Genomic DNA, 17,953 nt, shown 5'->3' on the forward strand with positions numbered 1-17,953 from the left:
ACGGGTTTTCGGTGGGCTATCCGACGTTCGGCCGGTCAGCCATCACGGTGAGTCGTCTTCCATATCGGCGTCCCATATGGGCGGCGCGACTCCTGCCCGGAGTCGGTGCCCCCCGGAGTAGGACCGATGTTTCAGCCGCCTCGGCGGCGCTGCGAATACCGGGAATCGATCGCGCGACGGTTTGCGCCTGGGGCGTGGCGGGCGGTGCGGACCAGCCCGGCGGCACCGACATCGGTCCGATCTTGGCGGCCAGAGTCGCGCTCGCCGCCACCGGTCCAGCTCCCAGCTGCGACCACGCCGACCATCCAGCGGCTCCACCCGCGCCGGCCGCTGCCTCGGCCGCACCGGCTTCTGCCAATGCGGTGCTCCACAACATCCCGCCGACGAACTGCAGAGCATTCAGCGTTAACCCACCGCTGTCGTAAATGAACCCTTCGGCAGTGGCGAGGGCGCCCAGGAACATCATCCAGTATTTCTGTATGTCGCTCCATGGAATCGCCGCGGCCCAGCTGTGCTGCCCCCGCAGCGCGGCCACCGCTGTTGCGTGGCCGACGAGGCCGGTCGCGTTGGTGGTTTGCGGCGGTGGTGCGAACGGAGTCAAAACCGTGGCGGGTGCCGCGGCGCTGGCATAGCCGTACATCGCGGCGGCGTCTTGGGCCCACATCTCGGCGTATTGGGACTCGGTGGTGGCGATCGCCGGCGTGTTTTGCCCGAACCAGTTGGTATCGACGAGCGTCATCAACAAGGTCCGGTTGGCCGCGATCGCCGGCGGGGGCACCGTCATGGCGAAGGCGGCTTCAAAGGCCGCTGCGGCCGCCCTAGCCTGCATCGCGGCCTGTTCGGCTAGCGTCGCGGTGGTACTCAGCCAGCCGACAAAGGGCAGGACGGCGGCCACCATCGAATCCGATGCCGGCCCCGACCACCACCGCATGTTTGTCAGCTCCGAGATCGCCGCACCGTAGCCAGTCGCTGCCGACGACAACTCTGCGGCCAGCCCGTCCCAGGCCGCCGCGGCAGCCATCAGTGGCCCGGATCCCGGACCGCTATACATACGACCCGAATTGATCTCGGGAGGTAACGCCCCAAAGTTGGACAGGGAATGCCCGGCGATGCCGTCAGCAACGGCGGTGACCCCAACAAGGCAGCAGGCGACGCTGCCCGGGGGGACATGCCCCTGGTTGACCGGGACATCGAGGGTCATCGAAAACCGCCTCGTTATGGGTGGGCTGGCTCGACACCGTCGTCGATACGATAGCTATGACTAGGGCAACAGTGACCTAGCACGTTAATCTCCATAAGAGATCTTCTGCGAAAAAGGTTTCGGCCGTGTGACGCGCGTGTTAATACCCCATAGGGGTATAATCGTTACTGTTGGCAACGTCTGGCGTCCTGGCTCGGGCGACACACCGTCCCGATACATGTCAGCAACCGGGTCGATCGTGGTGAATGCACAGGCGGGCAAGGCGAATGCCGATGCGACCCCGACGAAGTAAGAGGGTACGTAATCGATACACCATGGGGACATTTGCCCTCCATGGCCTCACCCATCGCCTACCGTCGGCCTCGTTGCAGACGACGGCTGCCCGCCACCCGGATGTGACGCAATTCTCAATGCCTGGGCACTACCGATAACGCCGACCTGCCGCAGCTCGCGCATGTGGACGCTGAAAGCCCGGAAGGAGCACACCGGCATATCCGGCAAGCCCACCGCACGGACCGATCGCCATGGCTCTACTCGGTCCGGAGATTCTGAGCTACAAGCTAGTGCGCGGCGTTTTTCTCGATTGCCGGATCGCTGTGGCGCTCAGGGCGTTACGTGAAAGGTTCGGCAGCGGTGCTGCCCAGCCTGGCCGGTGGCGAACACGGTCAACATGGTGAGGCCCTGCGGCACCCGAAATGCGGTGAGCAGAACGACGTTTGGTGCCATCGCGGATAGCAGCCAGCCAAGCTTGAACGCTGCGAGCGAGCCCATGTAGAGCGTTTGGTACCAAACCGATCGGTGGGCCAACTTGCCATGGGCTCACAGCGGCTATCGCGAGCGTGTAGCCGATCATCGTCCAGGCGACGGTGGCCTGAGCGGCAGGGGTTGCCTTATTCATCCTCTTGCGGCATGGTTGCCGCAGGGAGTGCCGGTAAGTCTGGTCGGCAACCTGGCCCGCTGCGGGTTGGGTTCGGATTCGCTCGGCTAGTAAGGTGCTCGCCTGGTGTTACAACGAATCGCTAGAGAGCTCTTATCGGGAGTGGCCGTCGCGATCGTTGCGCTGCCGCTGGCGATCGCGTTCGGCATTACCGCCACCGGAACGTCCCAAGGTGCGCTCATCGGGCTCTACGGCGCCATCTTCGCCGGATTCTTCGCGGCCGTGTTCGGTGGGACACCCGGACAGGTGACGGGCCCCACCGGCCCCATCACCGTCGTCGCTACCGCAACCATCGCCGAACACGGACTCGAGGGTGCCTTCTTCGCGTTTATCCTCGCCGGCGTCTTTCAGATCCTGTTCGGGGCGTGCCGGCTCGGTTCACTCATCCGCTACGTGCCCCACCCCGTGATCTCTGGATTCATGGGGGGAATCGCGATCCTCATCATCATGACCCAGCTGGATCAGGTGCGCAGCAGCTCCCTGCTCGTGTTGGTAACGGTCGTCCTGCTGCTGGCTAGCGGCCGGTTTATCAAAGCGATTCCACCGAGCCTGCTCGTCCTGGTTCTGGTCAGCTCGGTGCTGCCGCTCGCGGCGCCATGGCTGCGCGACCTGCGCGCTGGGCCGGTCTCGATCAACAGGACGGTCGACTACATCGGCGAGATCCCACAGGCCATGCCGTCTTTCGACTTCCCGCAAGTCGCCAATTCGACGATGCTGCAGGTGCTGCTGTCGGCGGTGGCCATCGCGCTGTTGGGATCCCTCGATTCACTGCTGACGTCGCTGGTCATGGACAACATCAGGGGCACCCGGCACCGGAGCAACAAAGAACTGATCGGCCAGGGGATTGGAAATATCGCCGCCGGGCTCTTCGGCGGGCTGTCCGGTGCCGGCGCGACCGTCCGATCGGTGGTGAACGTCAGAAATGGTGGTCAGACCGCCCTGTCGGCGGCCACTCACAGTGTCGTTTTGTTCGTTTTCGTTGCCGGGCTTGGTGCCGTGGTGCAGTACATCCCGCTCGCCGTGCTGTCGGGGATACTGATATTGGTTGCCGTCGGCATGTTCGACTGGCACGCCATGCGCAAAGCGCATGTGTCACCCAGGGGCGACGTCATCGTCATGTTCACGACGATGATCATCACCGTCGTCGTCGACCTCACCATCGCGGTGATGGTCGGAATCGCCCTCTCGCTGCTGGTCCATAGGCTCCGATCCCGGCAACGCAAAGCCAAGGTCACCCAGGACGACACCGGCACCTATCGCATCGACGGTCCGTTGTCGTTCCTGTCCGTCGACGGTGTATTTGGCTCCCTGCGCGACGGTCGTGAGGACGTGTCGCTGGACCTCCAGCACGTCACCTACCTCGACACCTCTGGTGCCCGGGCCCTGCTGTATTTCATCGACCACTCCGAGAAGGACGGCGTCGCGGTAAGCATCAAGCGGATCCCCCCACGCCTCGAAAGCCAACTCACCGCACTCGCCGACAACGAGCAACGTGACAAGCTGAGAACCGTCCTCGAATCCGCCTGACGCATTGGCTGGTTGATTTGCCTGCGGGTCTCCCGGGCCAGGCGTCGGTAGCCGTTAGACTTTCCTGCGATGTCCCCCCTGACGCCCGTCACCACGAGCCACGACCGGGTATGACCGACCACCCCGACACCGGCAACGGGATCGGCCTCACCGGACGGCCACCACGGGCAATCCCTGACCCCGCGCCGCGCAGCTCGCACGGCCCGGCCAAGGTCATCGCGATGTGCAACCAGAAGGGTGGCGTCGGGAAGACGACGTCGACGATTAACCTGGGTGCCGCGCTCGGTGAGTATGGCCGGCGGGTGCTGCTGGTGGATATGGATCCGCAAGGAGCGCTGTCCGCGGGCCTGGGCGTGCCGCACTACGAGCTGGACAAGACCATCCACAACGTGCTGGTGGAGCCCCGGGTGTCGATCGACGACGTGCTGATCCACTCCCGGGTGAAAAACATGGATCTGGTCCCCAGCAATATCGATCTGTCCGCGGCGGAGATCCAACTGGTCAACGAGGTGGGTCGCGAGCAGACGTTGGCCCGGGCGCTGTACCCGGTGCTGGACCGCTACGACTATGTGCTGATCGACTGCCAGCCGTCGCTGGGCCTGCTCACCGTCAACGGGCTGGCCTGCACGGACGGCGTGATAATTCCGACCGAGTGCGAGTTCTTCTCGCTGCGCGGCCTGGCATTGCTCACCGACACCGTCGATAAGGTGCGCGACCGGCTTAATCCGAAGCTGGATATCAGCGGAATCCTGATCACCCGCTACGATCCGCGGACCGTCAACTCGCGAGAGGTCATGGCCCGTGTCGTGGAACGGTTCGGTGACTTAGTGTTTGACACCGTGATCACCCGCACGGTTCGTTTCCCGGAGACCAGCGTCGCAGGCGAACCCATTACCACCTGGGCGCCGAAGTCGGCGGGTGCCCTGGCCTACCGTGCGCTGGCTCGCGAGTTGATCGACCGATTTGGCATGTGAACGGCCTTCAGAACAGCCTGGCGAACGGTGGGACGGCACCCGAGAACGGCTACTCGGCTGGTTTTCGGGTCCGGCTGACCAACTTCGAGGGCCCGTTCGACCTGCTGCTGCAGCTGATCTTTGCGCACCAACTCGACGTCACCGAAGTGGCGTTGCACCAGGTCACCGACGACTTCATCGCCTACACCAAAGCGATCGGCGCTCGGCTGGAACTAGAGGAGACCACAGCGTTCCTGGTGATCGCCGCAACCTTGCTCGATCTCAAAGCAGCCCGGCTCCTGCCAGCCGGACAGGTCGACGACGAGGAAGACCTCGCGCTTCTGGAGGTACGCGACCTGCTGTTTGCCCGGCTGCTGCAATACCGGGCGTTTAAGCACGTCGCAGAGATGTTCGCCGAACTGGAGGCCACCGCGCTGCGCAGCTATCCACGGGCGGTGTCGTTGGAGGACGGGTTCGTCGGTCTGCTTCCCGAGGTAATGCTCGGCGTTGACGCTCACCGGTTCGCCGAAATCGCTGCGATCGCATTAACCCCGCGGCCAGCCCCGACGGTGGCCACCGAGCACCTGCACGAGTTGATGGTCTCGGTTCCCGAGCAGGCCGAACACTTGCTGGCGATGCTGAAAGCGCGGGGCAGCGGCCAGTGGGCGTCATTTTCGGAGCTGGTCGCCGACTGCACGGCGCCCATCGAGATCGTGGGGCGCTTCCTGGCGCTGCTCGAACTGTATCGGACCCGGGCGGTAGCATTCGAGCAGTCAGAGCCGCTTGGCGCGCTCCAGGTTTCGTGGACCGGTGACGATGCAGAGCGCAGCGATGAGAAGGAGCGGCGCTTGTGACCGAACATATGCCCGAACACGATCCGAGCTATGGCATCCCGGATATCGCTGAGCCCGCGGAGCTGGATGCCGACGAGCTTAAGCGTGTGCTAGAGGCGCTGCTGTTGGTGATCGACACCCCAGTGACAGCCGACGCGTTGGCCGCGGCCACCGAACAGCCGGTCTACCGGGTTGCGGCAAAGCTACAGTTGATGGCCGACGAGCTCACCGGGCGTGACAGCGGCATCGACCTGCGCCACACGAGCGAGGGTTGGCGGATGTACACCCGCGCCCGATTCGCGCCCTATGTCGAGAAGCTGTTGCTGGACGGCGCGCGAACCAAGCTCACCCGGGCCGCGCTGGAGACCCTGGCCGTGGTGGCCTACCGCCAGCCGGTCACACGAGCGCGGGTTAGTGCGGTGCGCGGGGTCAACGTGGACGCCGTGATGCGTACGCTGTTGGCCCGCGGCCTGATCACCGAGGTTGGTACCGACGCCGATACCGGCGCGGTGACGTTCGCCACCACCGAGCTCTTCCTGGAGCGCTTGGGATTGACGTCGCTGTCGGAGCTGCCCGATATCGCACCGCTGCTTCCCGACGTCGACACAATTGACGACCTGAGCGAATCCCTGGACAGTGAGCCACGTTTCATCAAACTCACCGGTGAGCTGGCGTCCGAGCAGACGCTGTCGTTCGACGTGGACCGTGATTGATGGCCGAGCCGGAAGAGTCCCGGGAGCCCCGGGGCATCCGCCTGCAGAAAGTGTTGTCTCAGGCTGGAATCGCGTCGAGGCGAGCCGCCGAGAAGATGATCGTCGACGGCCGCGTCGAAGTGGACGGGCACGTGGTGACCGAGTTGGGTACTCGGGTCGACCCTCAGGTCGCGGTGGTCCGTGTCGACGGGGCCAGGGTGGTGCTCGACGACTCGCTGGTGTACTTGGCGCTGAATAAGCCGCGCGGCATGCACTCGACCATGTCCGACGATCGCGGCCGCCCGTGCATCGGCGACTTGATCGAACGAAAGGTCCGGGGCACCAAGAAGCTTTTTCATGTCGGACGCCTAGACGCGGACACCGAGGGACTGATGCTGCTGACCAATGACGGCGAGTTGGCGCACCGGTTGATGCATCCCTCCCATGAGGTGCCCAAGACGTATCTGGCGACGGTGACGGGGTCGGTGCCGCGTGGGCTGGGCCGAACGCTGCGAGCGGGAATCGAATTGGACGACGGACCGGCGTTCGTCGACGATTTCGCGGTAGTGGATGCGATCCCCGGCAAGACGTTGGTGCGGGTAACGCTGCATGAGGGACGCAATCGCATTGTGCGCCGACTGCTGGCGGCCGCCGGCTTCCCGGTGGAGGCATTGGTGCGTACCGATATCGGCGCGGTGTCACTGGGAAAGCAACGCCCGGGCAGCGTTCGGGCCTTGCGGTCGAACGAGATCGGGCAACTGTACCAAGCGGTGGGCCTGTGAGTCGCCTAAGCGCAGCGGTAGTCGCGATCGACGGGCCGGCCGGCACCGGAAAATCCTCGGTGTCAAGGCGATTAGCGCGCGAGCTGGGCGCACGCTTTCTGGACACCGGGGCAATGTATCGGATCGTGACGTTGGCGGTGCTGCGTGCCGGTGCTGATCCGTCCGATATCGCTGCCGTCGAGACGATTGCGTCGACGGTGCAGATGTCGTTAGGCTACGATCCCGACGGAGACAGCTGTTACCTTGCCGGAGAAGACGTTTCGGTTGAGATACGCGGTGACGCGGTCACCCGTGCGGTCTCCGCGGTGTCGTCGGTGCCGGCCGTACGCACCCGGCTGGTCGAGCTGCAGCGAACAATGGCTGAGGGCCCGGGCAGCATCGTCGTGGAGGGCCGCGACATCGGAACCGTGGTGTTTCCGGATGCGCCGGTGAAAATCTTCTTGACCGCCTCGGCCGAAACGCGGGCCCGGCGGCGCAACGCCCAAAACGTCGCGGCGGGTTTGGCCGACGACTATGACGGGGTATTGGCCGATGTGCGCCGGCGCGACCACCTCGATTCCACCCGGGCGGTGTCACCGCTGCAAGCCGCCGGTGATGCCGTCATCGTGGACACCAGCGATATGACCGAGGCCGAGGTGGTCGCCCATCTGTTGGAGCTGGTCACGCGGCGAAGTGAGGCAGTGCGGTGACCCAGGACGGCACGTGGGTGGACGAAAGCGATTGGCAACTAGACGATTCGGAGATCGCGGAGTCCGGAGCGGCGCCTGTGGTGGCGGTAGTCGGCCGGCCCAATGTCGGCAAGTCCACCCTGGTCAACCGGATCCTGGGCCGCCGCGAGGCGGTGGTGCAGGATATTCCCGGCGTGACGCGTGACCGGGTCTGCTACGACGCGCTGTGGACCGGACGCCGGTTCGTCGTACAGGACACCGGCGGATGGGAGCCCAATGCCAAGGGCCTGCAGCGGTTGGTGGCCGAGCAGGCCTCGGTGGCCATGCGCACCGCGGATGCGGTGATCCTGGTGGTCGACGCCGGTGTCGGTGCCACCGCCGCCGACGAGGCCGCGGCCCGTATCCTGTTGCGATCCGGCAAGCCGGTGTTCTTGGCCGCCAACAAGGTCGACAGCGAAAAAGGCGAATCCGACGCCGCGGCGTTGTGGTCGCTGGGCCTGGGTGAGCCGCATGCGATCAGCGCGATGCACGGTCGGGGGGTGGCCGACCTGCTCGACGGGGTGCTCGCCGCGCTGCCCGAGGTGGGGGAGTCCGCGTCGGCGAGCGGCGGTCCTCGCCGGGTGGCGCTGGTCGGTAAGCCGAACGTCGGCAAGAGCTCCCTGCTGAACAAACTCGCGGGTGATCAGCGATCGGTGGTCCATGAGGCGGCGGGCACCACCGTCGACCCGGTGGATTCGCTGATCGAGTTGGGCGGTGACGTCTGGCGGTTCGTCGACACCGCGGGATTGCGGCGCAAGGTCGGCCAGGCCAGTGGGCATGAGTTCTACGCCTCGGTGCGCACGCACGCCGCCATCGACTCCGCCGAAGTGGCCATCGTCCTGATCGACGCGTCGCAGCCGCTCACCGAACAGGACTTGCGAGTGATATCGATGGTCATCGAGGCCGGACGGGCGCTAGTCCTGGCCTACAACAAGTGGGACCTGGTCGACGAGGACCGGCGCGAGCTGCTTCAGCGCGAGATCGACCGAGAGCTGGTGCAGGTGCGCTGGGCGCAACGGGTCAACATCTCCGCCAAGACGGGCCGGGCGGTGCACAAGCTGGTGCCGGCCATGGAGGATGCGCTGGCGTCATGGGACACCAGGATCGCGACCGGCCCGCTGAACACCTGGCTCACAGAGGTGACGGCGGCCACACCGCCGCCGGTGCGCGGCGGCAAGCAGCCACGCATCTTGTTCGCGACCCAGGCCACCGCGCGGCCACCGACGTTCGTGTTGTTCACCACGGGTTTTTTGGAGGCCGGCTATCGGCGGTTCTTGGAGCGGCGGCTGCGTGAGACGTTCGGGTTTGACGGCAGCCCGATCCGGGTCAACGTGCGGGTGCGAGAGAAGCGGGCCGGCAAGCGCCGCTGAGCGCACCTCGAACGTGTGACCCGGGTAACCGGGGATGGACAGCGAGGCCGGTTCTGCTGTCCCATAATGCGGCTATGTTCAGCTGCATTACGGGATTTAGGTGTTGACACCCGAGCGCTCGGCGCTTACGCTTTCTCGTATAACGGGTGATAAGTACCGTATTGCGGGAGTAGGTGGAGGAAATGGCGCTGGCTCAGCAGGTGCCGAACCTGGGTCTGGCGCGCTTCAGCGTGCAGGACAAGTCGATCCTGATCACCGGCGCGACCGGTTCGTTGGGCCGAGTTGCCGCCCGGGCGCTGGCCGACGCGGGAGCGCGGCTGACACTGGCCGGCGGCAACTCGGCCGGTCTGGCCGAGCTGGTCAACGGCGCCGGCATCGACGACGCCGCCGTCGTGACCTGCCGGCCGGACAGCCTGGCCGATGCCCAGCAGATGGTCGAGGCGGCACTGGGCCGATATGGCCGTTTGGACGGAGTGTTGGTGGCCTCGGGCAGCAACCATGTGGCGCCCATTACCGAGATGGCCGTCGAGGACTTCGACGCTGTGATGGACGCGAACGTGCGGGGTGCCTGGCTGGTGTGTCGGGCGGCCGGACGGGTGCTGCTCGAGCAGGGTCAGGGCGGCAGCGTGGTGCTGGTGTCGTCCGTTCGCGGCGGGTTGGGCAATGCCGCCGGTTACAGCGCGTACTGCCCGTCGAAGGCGGGCACCGATCTGTTGGCCAAGACATTGGCGGCCGAATGGGGCGGTCACGGCATTCGGGTGAACGCGCTGGCGCCGACGGTGTTTCGGTCCGCGGTGACCGAGTGGATGTTCACCGACGATCCGAAGGGCCGGGCCACCCGGGAGGCGATGCTCGCCCGGATCCCGTTGCGCCGCTTCGCCGAACCGGAAGACTTCGTCGGCGCCCTGATCTATCTGCTCAGCGACGCCTCGAGCTTCTACACCGGCCAGGTGATGTATCTGGACGGCGGGTACACCGCATGCTGACCTCGCACGGGTTCTCCCGTGCCGCCGTCGTGGGTGCCGGGCTGATGGGCCGGCGCATCGCCGGCGTGCTGGCCTCGGCGGGCCTGGATGTCGCCATCACCGACACCAACGCTGAGATTCTCCACGCCGCAGCGGTGGAGGCCGCCCGGGTAGCCGGTGCTGGCCGTGGCTCGGTGGCCGCGGCAGCCGACCTAGCCGCGGCGATACCAGACGCCGACCTGGTGATTGAGGCCGTCGTCGAAAACCTGGCCGTCAAGCAGGAACTCTTCGAACGGCTGGCGACACTCGCGCCCGACGCGGTGCTGGCCACCAACACCTCGGTGCTGCCGATCGGCGCTGTCACCGAACGGGTCGAGGACGGCAGCCGAGTGATCGGGACACACTTTTGGAACCCGCCGGATCTTATCCCGGTGGTCGAGGTGGTGCCCAGCGCGCGCACCGCCCCAGATACGGCGGATCGCGTCGTGGCGCTGCTGACCCAAGTCGGCAAGCTGCCGGTGCGGGTCGGGCGCGACGTGCCGGGTTTCATCGGCAACCGGCTGCAGCACGCGCTGTGGCGCGAGGCGATCGCGCTGGTCGCCGAGGGTGTCTGCGACCCGAAGACGGTAGATCTCGTGGTACGCAACACCATTGGGCTGCGACTGGCCACCTTGGGGCCGCTGGAAAACGCCGACTACATCGGGTTGGACCTCACCCTGGCCATCCACGACGCGGTGATCCCGAGCCTCAACCACGACCCGCACCCCAGCCCGCTGCTGCGGGAACTGGTCGCCGCCGGGCAACTCGGGGCGCGTACCGGTCACGGCTTTCTGGACTGGCCCGCAGGAGCCCGCGAGGCCACCACCGCCCGACTTGCCCAGCACATCGCCGCGCAACTCCAAGCCAACGAAAAAGGAAGGGGGACATAGCCATGACGTTCGCCTGGCCCCTCGGTGCCGCCGAATCGACGTTGGAGTTCTACGACCTGTCCCACCCCTGGGGACACGGCGCGCCGGCCTGGCCGTACTTCGAGGACGTGCAGATCGAACGACTCCACGGCATGGCCAAGAGTCGTGTGCTGACCCAAAAGATCACCACCGTCATGCATTCCGGCACCCACATCGACGCGCCGGCGCACGTGGTGGAAGGAACACCGTTTCTGGACGAGATCCCGCTGAGCGCCTTCTTCGGCACCGGCGTCGTCGTCTCGATCCCGAAGGGCAAATGGGGGATGGTCACCGCCGAGGATCTGCAAAACGCTACCCCCGACATCCGGCCCGGTGACATCGTCGTCGTCAACACCGGCTGGCACCACAAATACGCCGACAGCGCCGAGTACTACGCCTATTCCCCGGGCTTCGACAAGAAAGCGGGCGAGTGGTTTGCGGCCAAAGGCGTCAAGGCGGTCGGCACCGACACCCAGGCCCTGGACCATCCGCTGGCCACGGCCATCGCCCCGCACAGTCCCGCGGAGGCACAGGGCGGCCTATTGCCGTGGGCGGTACGCGAATACGAGGCGCAGACCGGCCGCAAGGTGCTCGACGACTTCCCGGACTGGGAACCGTGCCATCGGGCGATCCTGTCGCAGGGCATCTACGGCTTTGAAAACGTCGGCGGTGACCTGGACAAGGTCACCGGCAAGCGCGTCACTTTCGCGGCGTTCCCGTGGCGCTGGGTGGGTGGCGACGGCTGCATCGTGCGGCTGGTGGCGATCGTCGACCCCACCGGGAGCTATCGCATCGAGACCGGAAAGGCGGTCTGATGAAACTGACACGAGCGTCGCAGGCCCCCAGGTATGTGGCGCCGGCGCATCACGAGGTGTCCACCATGCGGTTGCAGGGCCGCGAGGCGGGGCGCACCGAGCGATTCTGGGTGGGGCTGTCGGTCTATCGGCCCGGCGGGACGGCCGAGCCGGCGCCGACCCGGGAGGAGACCGTCTACGTCGTGCTCGACGGCGAGCTGGTGGTCACCGTCGACGGCGCCGAAACCGTGTTGGGCTGGCTCGACAGCGTGCACCTCGCCAAAGGCGAACTGCGATCGATACACAACCGCACGGATCGTCAGGCGCTGCTGCTGGTGACCGTCGCGCACCCGGTTGCCGAGGTGGCGTGATGAGCTGCACCGGCGACGATGCAGAGCGAAGCGATGCTGAGGAGCGGTGCGAATGAGCATCGTCATCACCGTCGCACCCACCGGCCCCATCGCCACCAAGGCCGACAACCCGGCGTTGCCGACGAGCCCCGAGGAAATCGCGACAGCCGTCGAGCAGGCCTACCATGCCGGTGCCGCGGTGGCCCACATCCACCTGCGCGACGAAAACGAAAGGCCCACAGCGGATCCGAACATCGCGCGCCGGGCCATGGACCTCATCGGCGAGCGGTGTCCGATCCTGATCCAGCTGTCCACCGGGGTCGGCTTGACGGTGCCCTTCGAGCAGCGCGAGCAACTGGTCGAGTTGCGCCCGCGGATGGCCACGCTGAATCCGTGCTCGATGAGCTTCGGCGCGGGCGAATTCCGCAACCCGCCGCAAGCGGTTCGTCGGTTGGCGGCACGCATGCGGGAACTGGACATCAAACCGGAACTGGAAATCTATGACACCGGGCATTTGGAGGCGTGCCTGCGACTGTGGGCGGAAGACCTGCTGGCCGAACCCTTGCAGTTCAGCATCGTGCTCGGGGTTCGGGGCGGAATGGCCGCCACCGCCGATAATCTGCTCACGATGGTGCGCCGGCTGCCCCCCGGGGCGATCTGGCAAGTCATCGCGATCGGTAAGGCCAACATGGAACTGACCGCCATGGGCCTGGCGCTGGGCGGCAACGCCCGAGTCGGCTTGGAGGACACCTTGTACCTGCGCAAGGGCGAGCTGGCGCCGAGCAATCTGGCGCTGGTATCGCGCACGATACGTCTCGCCGAAGCCTTGGACCTGCCGATCGCCTCGGTCGAAGAAGCCGAGGCGGCGCTGCAGCTGCCCGGCACGTCCTGAGAGGAGCTCGCTTGTGTCCGCCGAAGAGCAGGACACCCGCAGTGGTGGCATCCAGGTGATCGCGCGGGCGGCCGAACTGCTGCGGGTGCTGCAGGCGCACCCCGGCGGTCTCAGCCAGGCCGAGATCGGCGAGCGGGTGGGCATGGCCCGCTCGACCGTGAGCCGGATCCTCAACGCGCTGGAGGACGAGGGGCTGGTGGCCTCGCGCGGGGCCCGGGGACCCTATCGGCTGGGCCCGGAGATCACGCGGATGGCCACCACGGTACGGCTGGGTGTCGTCACGGAGATGCACCCGTTCTTGACGGAGTTGTCGCGCGAGCTGGACGAGACGGTGGACTTGTCGATCCTGGACGGGGATCGGGCGGACGTCGTGGACCAGGTCGTGCCGCCGCAGCGGCTGCGGGCCGTGAGCGCGGTGGGGGAGTCGTTTCCGCTGTACTGCTGCGCCAACGGCAAGGCGCTGCTGGCCGCGTTGCCGCCTGAGCGGCAAGCCCGCGCGCTGCCGAGTCGACTGGCGCCGCTGACGGCGAACACCATCACCGACCGCGCGGCGTTGCGGGACGAGCTCAATCGCATCCGGGTGGACGGTGTCGCCTACGACCGTGAGGAGCAGACCGAAGGCATCTGCGCGGTGGGCGCGGTGCTACGGGGGGTGTCGGTTGAGTTGGTGGCGGTGAGTGTGCCGGTGCCCGCGCAGCGGTTCTACGGCCGTGAAGCCGAGTTGGCCGGTGCTCTGCTGGCCTGGGTTTCGAAGGTAGACGCGTGGTTCAACGGCACTGAGGATCGCAAATGACAGAAGCGTTGTGCGACAAGCTCGTTGGGGCCTGGGACCTGGTGTCCTACGTGGAGCGGGCCGCGGCTTTGGCGTTGGGATACCTGGCCTACGGCGGACGGTAGTTCGTCGACAAGGCGTAGGGCGTGGCCGGGTTTGCAGGCCGGCTGCGGTAGGCTTTCGACCTGCCGCCGGTGGTGTCGCCGGTGGCACCGGGCTGTGGCGCAGTTTGGTAGCGCACTTGACTGGGGGTCAAGTGGTCGCAGGTTCAAATCCTGTCAGCCCGACTTACGTTTCCGCAGGTAGACCGCCCTGCTGGCGGTCCTCGGCTGCCGCTGAGGCAGTACCGCCAAGGGGTATGTACAGCAACCGGTACAGCAACCCGGTCAAATCCCCAGAGCACCGCTGAGACCTTCCACTGCGGCTCGCGCCGCTTCGTCGCTGGTATGACCGCGCCACCGTGCTGGACACCGCCTACCGAGACCACCTCGAGCGGTTCGTTCGCAAACCACCCGAGCCACCCGCGCTACCGGCCTTCAGCGCGATCAACCCACCACCAAAGGAGGACCAGCCGACTCAATGAATCCCCGAAAATCGTGTCTCAGAAATGTTGACAGGTTCCGCGGTAGATCAGGCGACAAGCTCGATCTCCGCATTATGGCCATGGGATTGGGCAAGTCGCCCGTCGCAAGTGATAAGCGGTACGCCGAGGCCCTCGGCGAGGGCGACGTAGGCTCCATCGGCCACGGTATGAGTGGACCGAAGTTGGTAGGCACGCTGGGTGAATGGCTTTAACGGCCAACGCCGAACGGGCAGGCTAAGGAAGTTGACAACCACGACGAGTCCTTCATGATCGCTGATCAGCTGACGCACGACCGCTTGACGTATCGCCCCGATCACCTCGACATCGAAATGTGCAGGGGCGTGCACGGTTTCGCCCCGCAAGCGCCGGGCGACCGCCGCACCCGCCGGCGTCGTGAGCATGAGCTCGACGGCCGCCGAGGCGTCCAACACGATCACTCAGATCGAGCCTCGTCAACAAGCTCGGCTGCGCTCGCGCCGAGATCCCGGCGCGGCAGTGCCGCTAGACGGTCGAGAACGTCGTCGAGGGCCGGTTCTTCCGCGATCTCGGCAAGCCGTGCTAGGAGGAAATCGCTCAGGCTCATCCGTTGCGCCGCTGCGCGGGCCTTCAGCTCGTGGAGAAGCTCGTCGGGAACGTTGCGGATCTGAACCATGGCGGACATGTTGTAAGCATATCGGACATGTGAAACACATGTCCGGTTGCCGGTGTGACCGGCTGGGGCGTGTAGGCGTCAACCCACGCCGTGCACGCGGCCATGGGCGGGTGCAGACTTTTGCCATGCAACCATGTGAGCTCACCGCCGTCGCGCTGACCGCAACGCCCCCGCCCGCGCCTCCGTCCCTGCGCCGGGCACCGGCGTCGACGTCACCGCGGCTGGCGTGATCGTGCCCGCCCGCGAGCCTGAGCCCCAGCCGCGCCGCGTGCTGAACGGCCTTTCGGACGTACGCGCGTTCTTTCACAACAACACCGTGCCGCTGTACTTCATCTCGCCGACGCCGTTCAACCTGCTGGGCATCTATCGCTGGATCCGAAACTTCTTCTACCTGACCTACTACGACTCTTTCGAGGGCGAACATTCGCGCGTGTTCGTGCCCCGGCGGCGCGACCGCAGGGATTTCGACGGCATGGGGGATGTGTGCAACCACCTGCTGCGTGATCCCGAGACACTCGAGTTCATCAAGAACAGGGGTCCCGGTGGCAAGGCCTGTTTTGTGATGCTGGACGAAGAGACCCAGGCGCTTGCGCGCCAGGCGGGGCTCGAGGTCATGCACCCCCCGGCGGAGCTGCGTCATCGCCTGGAATCCAAGATCGTCATGACGCGCCTGGCCGACGAGGCGGGCGTACCCAGCGTGCCGCACGTGATCGGGCGGGTGAGCTCCTACGACGAATTGTCGGCGCTCGCGCACGGCGCAGGGCTGGGAGACGACCTCGTCGTCGAGGCCGCCTATGGCAACGCCGGCAGCGCAACGTTCTTTGTGCGCGGATTGCGCGACTGGGACCAGTGCGCCGGTGGCATAGTGGGGCAGCCGGAAATCAAGGTCATGAAGCGCATCCGCAATGTCGAGGTGTGCATCGAGGCCACCGTGACCCGCCACGGCACCGTGATCGGCCCGGCGATGACGAGCCTGGTCGGTTACCCGGAGCTGACTCCGTACCGGGGCGCCTGGTGCGGCAACGATGTTTGGCGTGGGGCGCTACCACCCGCACAGACCCGCGCCGCGCGAGAGATGGTGGCAAAGCTGGGCGACGTCTTGAGCCGCGAGGGCTACCGCGGCTACTTCGAGGTGGACCTGTTGCACGACCTGGACGCCGACGAGCTCTACCTCGGCGAGGTGAACCCGCGCCTCTCCGGTGCAAGCCCGATGACGAACCTGACCACCGAGGCCTACGCCGACATGCCACTGTTCCTCTTCCACCTGCTCGAGTACATGGACGTGGACTACGAGCTGGACATCGAGGCGATCAACTCGCGCTGGGAGCGGGGCTACGGCGAGGACGAGGTCTGGGGTCAGCTGATCATGTCGGAGACCTCGCCGGACCTCGAGCTCTTCACCGCGACCCCACGCACCGGGATGTGGCGCCTGAACCACGACGGGCGCGTCTCCTTTGCCCGCCAGGGCAACGACTGGGCCACGATGCTCGACGAGTCCGAGGCCTTCTACATGCGGGTCGCCGCACCGGGCGACCTACGCTGCGAGGGCGCCCAACTCGGTGTGTTGGTCACCCGCGGGCACCTGCAGACCGACGACTACCAGCTCACCGAGCGCGGCCGGCGCTGGATCGACGGCCTCAAGGCGCAGTTCGCCTCGACGCCGCTGACGCCCGCCGCCCCGATCGTCTCGCGGCTCGTCGCACGGGCGTGAGCGGCGGCGTCCCGGCCGGTCTCGCACTGGACAACTGGCTGTCGTCGCCGTATTCGCATTGGGCATTCCAGCACGTCGAAGACTTCATGCCGACCACGGTCATCGCGCGCGGCACCGAGCCGGTCGTGACGTTGCCCGCGGACAATGCGCCGATCGCCGACATCGGCTTGACCAGCACGGACGGGATCGCCACCACCGTGGGCGCGGTGATGGCCGCCACCGCTACCGACGGGTGGGCGGTCGCGCATCGCGGTGCGCTGGTGGCCGAGCAGTACCTCGACGGCCTGGGACCCCGGACCCGCCACCTGCTGTTCTCGGTGAGCAAGTCGCTGGTGGCGGCTGTGGTCGGCGCGCTGCACGGGGCCGGGGCGATCGAGCTTGACGCGCCGGTCACGGCGTACGTGCCCGCCTTGGCGGACTGCGGCTACGCCGGTGCGACGGTGCGCCACCTGCTGGACATGCGATCGGGTGTCGCCTTCTCGGAGAACTACGACGACCCGGCCGCCGAGATTCACGTGCGCGAGCAGGTGATCGGGTGGGCGCCCAAGCGCGGTCCGGACCTGCCCGCCACGCTGCGCGACTACCTGCTGACCTTGCGGCGGAAGTCGGCGCACGGCGGCCCGTTCGAATATCGCTCGTGTGAAACCGACGTCCTCGGCTGGATCTGCGAGGCCGCGGCCGGACAGCCGATGCCCGAACTGATGTCGGAACTACTGTGGAGCCGCATCGGGGCCCAGTGCGATGCCACCATCGCCCTAGACGTAGCCGGCGCGGCGGGCACCGGAATATTCGACGGCGGCATCAGCGCCTGTCTGACCGACATGATCCGGTTCGGGTCGCTGTACCTGCGCGACGGTGTCTCGTTGGCCGGCCAGCAAGTGGTGCCCGCGGCCTGGATCGCCGACACCTTCGACGGCGGCCCCGACTCGCGTCAGGCGTTCGCCGCCAGCCCCGACGACAACCCGATGCCCGGCGGGATGTACCGCAACCAAGTGTGGTTTCCCTACCCGGGCAGCAATGTCGCGTTGTGCGTGGGCATGTGCGGCCAGCTGATCTACGTCAACCGCGCCGCGGAGGTGGTCGCCGCCAAGCTGTCCACCCAGCCGCACTCCCATGAGCCGCACATGTTAGACACCCTGCGCGCATTCGATGCGGTGGCACACGAATTGTCAGGAATCAGATCGAGTTCGACCAACGACCCGCAGCGGCCTTCCCCGCCAGCCCAGGAGGCCAGTCCGGGGTAACGGCTTGTGCCCACGTAACCGAGTTCCAGGGCGATGGGCTT

The 17,953-nt window shown here is 66.3% G+C and carries 19 protein-coding genes, 1 tRNA gene and 2 other annotated features; of the genes, 16 read left to right on the forward strand and 4 right to left on the reverse strand.

Going from position 1 to position 17,953, the window contains the following annotated elements:
- Positions 1–16: 16 nt before the first annotated feature.
- Both PPE23 and Rv1706A read right to left on the reverse strand, forming a co-directional pair.
- Positions 17–1,201: a PPE family protein PPE23 gene (PPE23, locus tag Rv1706c; protein ID YP_177828.1), complete on the reverse strand. Its 1,185-nt coding sequence runs from the start codon at positions 1,199–1,201 to the stop codon at positions 17–19.
- 603 nt (positions 1,202–1,804) lie between these two features.
- Positions 1,805–1,972 carry a hypothetical protein gene (locus Rv1706A; RefSeq protein YP_177651.1) on the reverse strand — a complete coding sequence of 56 codons (168 nt, stop codon included), beginning with the start codon at positions 1,970–1,972 and terminating at the stop codon, positions 1,805–1,807.
- A 232-nt stretch (positions 1,973–2,204) separates the two neighbouring features.
- Between Rv1706A and Rv1707 the strand changes: the two genes are divergently transcribed.
- From Rv1707 to proT, 14 genes are all read left to right on the forward strand, one after another.
- Entirely contained in the window at positions 2,205–3,665 is a 1,461-nt protein-coding gene (locus tag Rv1707) for a transmembrane protein (RefSeq protein ID NP_216223.1), read from the forward strand.
- Between the two features lie 17 nt (positions 3,666–3,682).
- The gene (locus Rv1708) at positions 3,683–4,639 is read left to right on the forward strand and encodes an initiation inhibitor protein (protein ID NP_216224.1); all 957 of its coding nucleotides are present in this window, start codon (positions 3,683–3,685) and stop codon (positions 4,637–4,639) included.
- On the forward strand, positions 4,636–5,472 hold the full coding sequence (gene scpA / locus Rv1709) for a segregation and condensation protein ScpA (protein NP_216225.1): 837 nt from the start codon (positions 4,636–4,638) through the stop codon (positions 5,470–5,472). Before Rv1708 ends, scpA begins: the two co-directional genes overlap by 4 nt.
- Positions 5,416–5,468 (forward strand) — a repeat region (53 bp Mycobacterial Interspersed Repetitive Unit,Class II). Its footprint overlaps the gene before it by 53 nt.
- Positions 5,469–6,164 (forward strand): segregation and condensation protein ScpB, encoded by a 696-nt coding sequence (scpB, locus tag Rv1710; protein ID NP_216226.1) that lies wholly within the window; start codon positions 5,469–5,471, stop codon positions 6,162–6,164. The genes scpA and scpB overlap by 4 nt, the downstream gene beginning before the upstream one ends.
- On the forward strand, positions 6,161–6,925 hold the full coding sequence (locus Rv1711) for an RNA pseudouridine synthase (protein ID NP_216227.1): 765 nt from the start codon (positions 6,161–6,163) through the stop codon (positions 6,923–6,925). The genes scpB and Rv1711 overlap by 4 nt, the downstream gene beginning before the upstream one ends.
- A complete protein-coding gene (gene cmk / locus Rv1712; RefSeq protein ID NP_216228.1) occupies positions 6,922–7,614 on the forward strand; it encodes a cytidylate kinase in 693 nt (230 codons plus the stop codon). The genes Rv1711 and cmk overlap by 4 nt, the downstream gene beginning before the upstream one ends.
- Positions 7,611–9,002, forward strand: coding sequence for a GTPase Der (engA, locus tag Rv1713; protein ID NP_216229.1), 1,392 nt, complete (start codon positions 7,611–7,613; stop codon positions 9,000–9,002). Before cmk ends, engA begins: the two co-directional genes overlap by 4 nt.
- A 173-nt stretch (positions 9,003–9,175) precedes the next feature.
- Positions 9,176–9,988 (forward strand): oxidoreductase, encoded by an 813-nt coding sequence (locus Rv1714; RefSeq protein ID NP_216230.1) that lies wholly within the window; start codon positions 9,176–9,178, stop codon positions 9,986–9,988.
- Positions 9,982–10,896, forward strand: a complete 915-nt coding sequence (gene fadB3 / locus Rv1715) for a 3-hydroxybutyryl-CoA dehydrogenase FadB (RefSeq protein ID YP_177829.1) — start codon at positions 9,982–9,984, stop codon at positions 10,894–10,896. The genes Rv1714 and fadB3 overlap by 7 nt, the downstream gene beginning before the upstream one ends.
- Positions 10,897–10,898: 2 nt before the next feature.
- Positions 10,899–11,729, forward strand: coding sequence for a hypothetical protein (locus tag Rv1716; protein NP_216232.1), 831 nt, complete (start codon positions 10,899–10,901; stop codon positions 11,727–11,729).
- Complete coding sequence (locus Rv1717; RefSeq protein NP_216233.1) at positions 11,729–12,079, forward strand: hypothetical protein; 351 nt, start codon at positions 11,729–11,731, stop codon at positions 12,077–12,079. The genes Rv1716 and Rv1717 overlap by 1 nt, the downstream gene beginning before the upstream one ends.
- Positions 12,079–12,131 (forward strand) — a repeat region (53 bp Mycobacterial Interspersed Repetitive Unit,Class II). (Overlaps the previous gene by 1 nt.)
- Positions 12,132–12,950, forward strand: a complete 819-nt coding sequence (locus Rv1718) for a hypothetical protein (protein NP_216234.1) — start codon at positions 12,132–12,134, stop codon at positions 12,948–12,950. It abuts the feature before it with no gap.
- 13 nt (positions 12,951–12,963) lie between these two features.
- Positions 12,964–13,743, forward strand: a complete 780-nt coding sequence (locus Rv1719) for a transcriptional regulator (protein NP_216235.1) — start codon at positions 12,964–12,966, stop codon at positions 13,741–13,743.
- 192 nt (positions 13,744–13,935) lie between these two features.
- Positions 13,936–14,009 (forward strand) — tRNA-Pro (gene proT / locus Rvnt21).
- Positions 14,010–14,352: 343 nt separating this feature from the next.
- Here the strand turns inward: proT and vapC12 are convergent.
- Together vapC12 and vapB12 are read right to left on the reverse strand one after the other, a co-directional pair.
- The gene (vapC12, locus tag Rv1720c) at positions 14,353–14,742 is read right to left on the reverse strand and encodes a ribonuclease VapC12 (protein NP_216236.1); all 390 of its coding nucleotides are present in this window, start codon (positions 14,740–14,742) and stop codon (positions 14,353–14,355) included.
- Entirely contained in the window at positions 14,739–14,966 is a 228-nt protein-coding gene (vapB12, locus tag Rv1721c) for an antitoxin VapB12 (RefSeq protein ID NP_216237.2), read from the reverse strand. The genes vapC12 and vapB12 overlap by 4 nt, the downstream gene beginning before the upstream one ends.
- A 217-nt stretch (positions 14,967–15,183) precedes the next feature.
- On the opposite strand from vapB12, the gene Rv1722 reads away from it, so the two are divergent.
- Together Rv1722 and Rv1723 are read left to right on the forward strand one after the other, a co-directional pair.
- Complete coding sequence (locus Rv1722) at positions 15,184–16,668, forward strand: carboxylase (protein ID NP_216238.1); 1,485 nt, start codon at positions 15,184–15,186, stop codon at positions 16,666–16,668.
- Positions 16,665–17,912, forward strand: a complete 1,248-nt coding sequence (locus Rv1723) for a hydrolase (RefSeq protein ID NP_216239.1) — start codon at positions 16,665–16,667, stop codon at positions 17,910–17,912. The genes Rv1722 and Rv1723 overlap by 4 nt, the downstream gene beginning before the upstream one ends.
- The last annotated feature ends 41 nt before the right edge of the window (positions 17,913–17,953 follow it).

Origin of the sequence: Mycobacterium tuberculosis H37Rv (assembly GCF_000195955.2) — a bacterium.
GTDB lineage: Bacteria > Actinomycetota > Actinomycetes > Mycobacteriales > Mycobacteriaceae > Mycobacterium > Mycobacterium tuberculosis.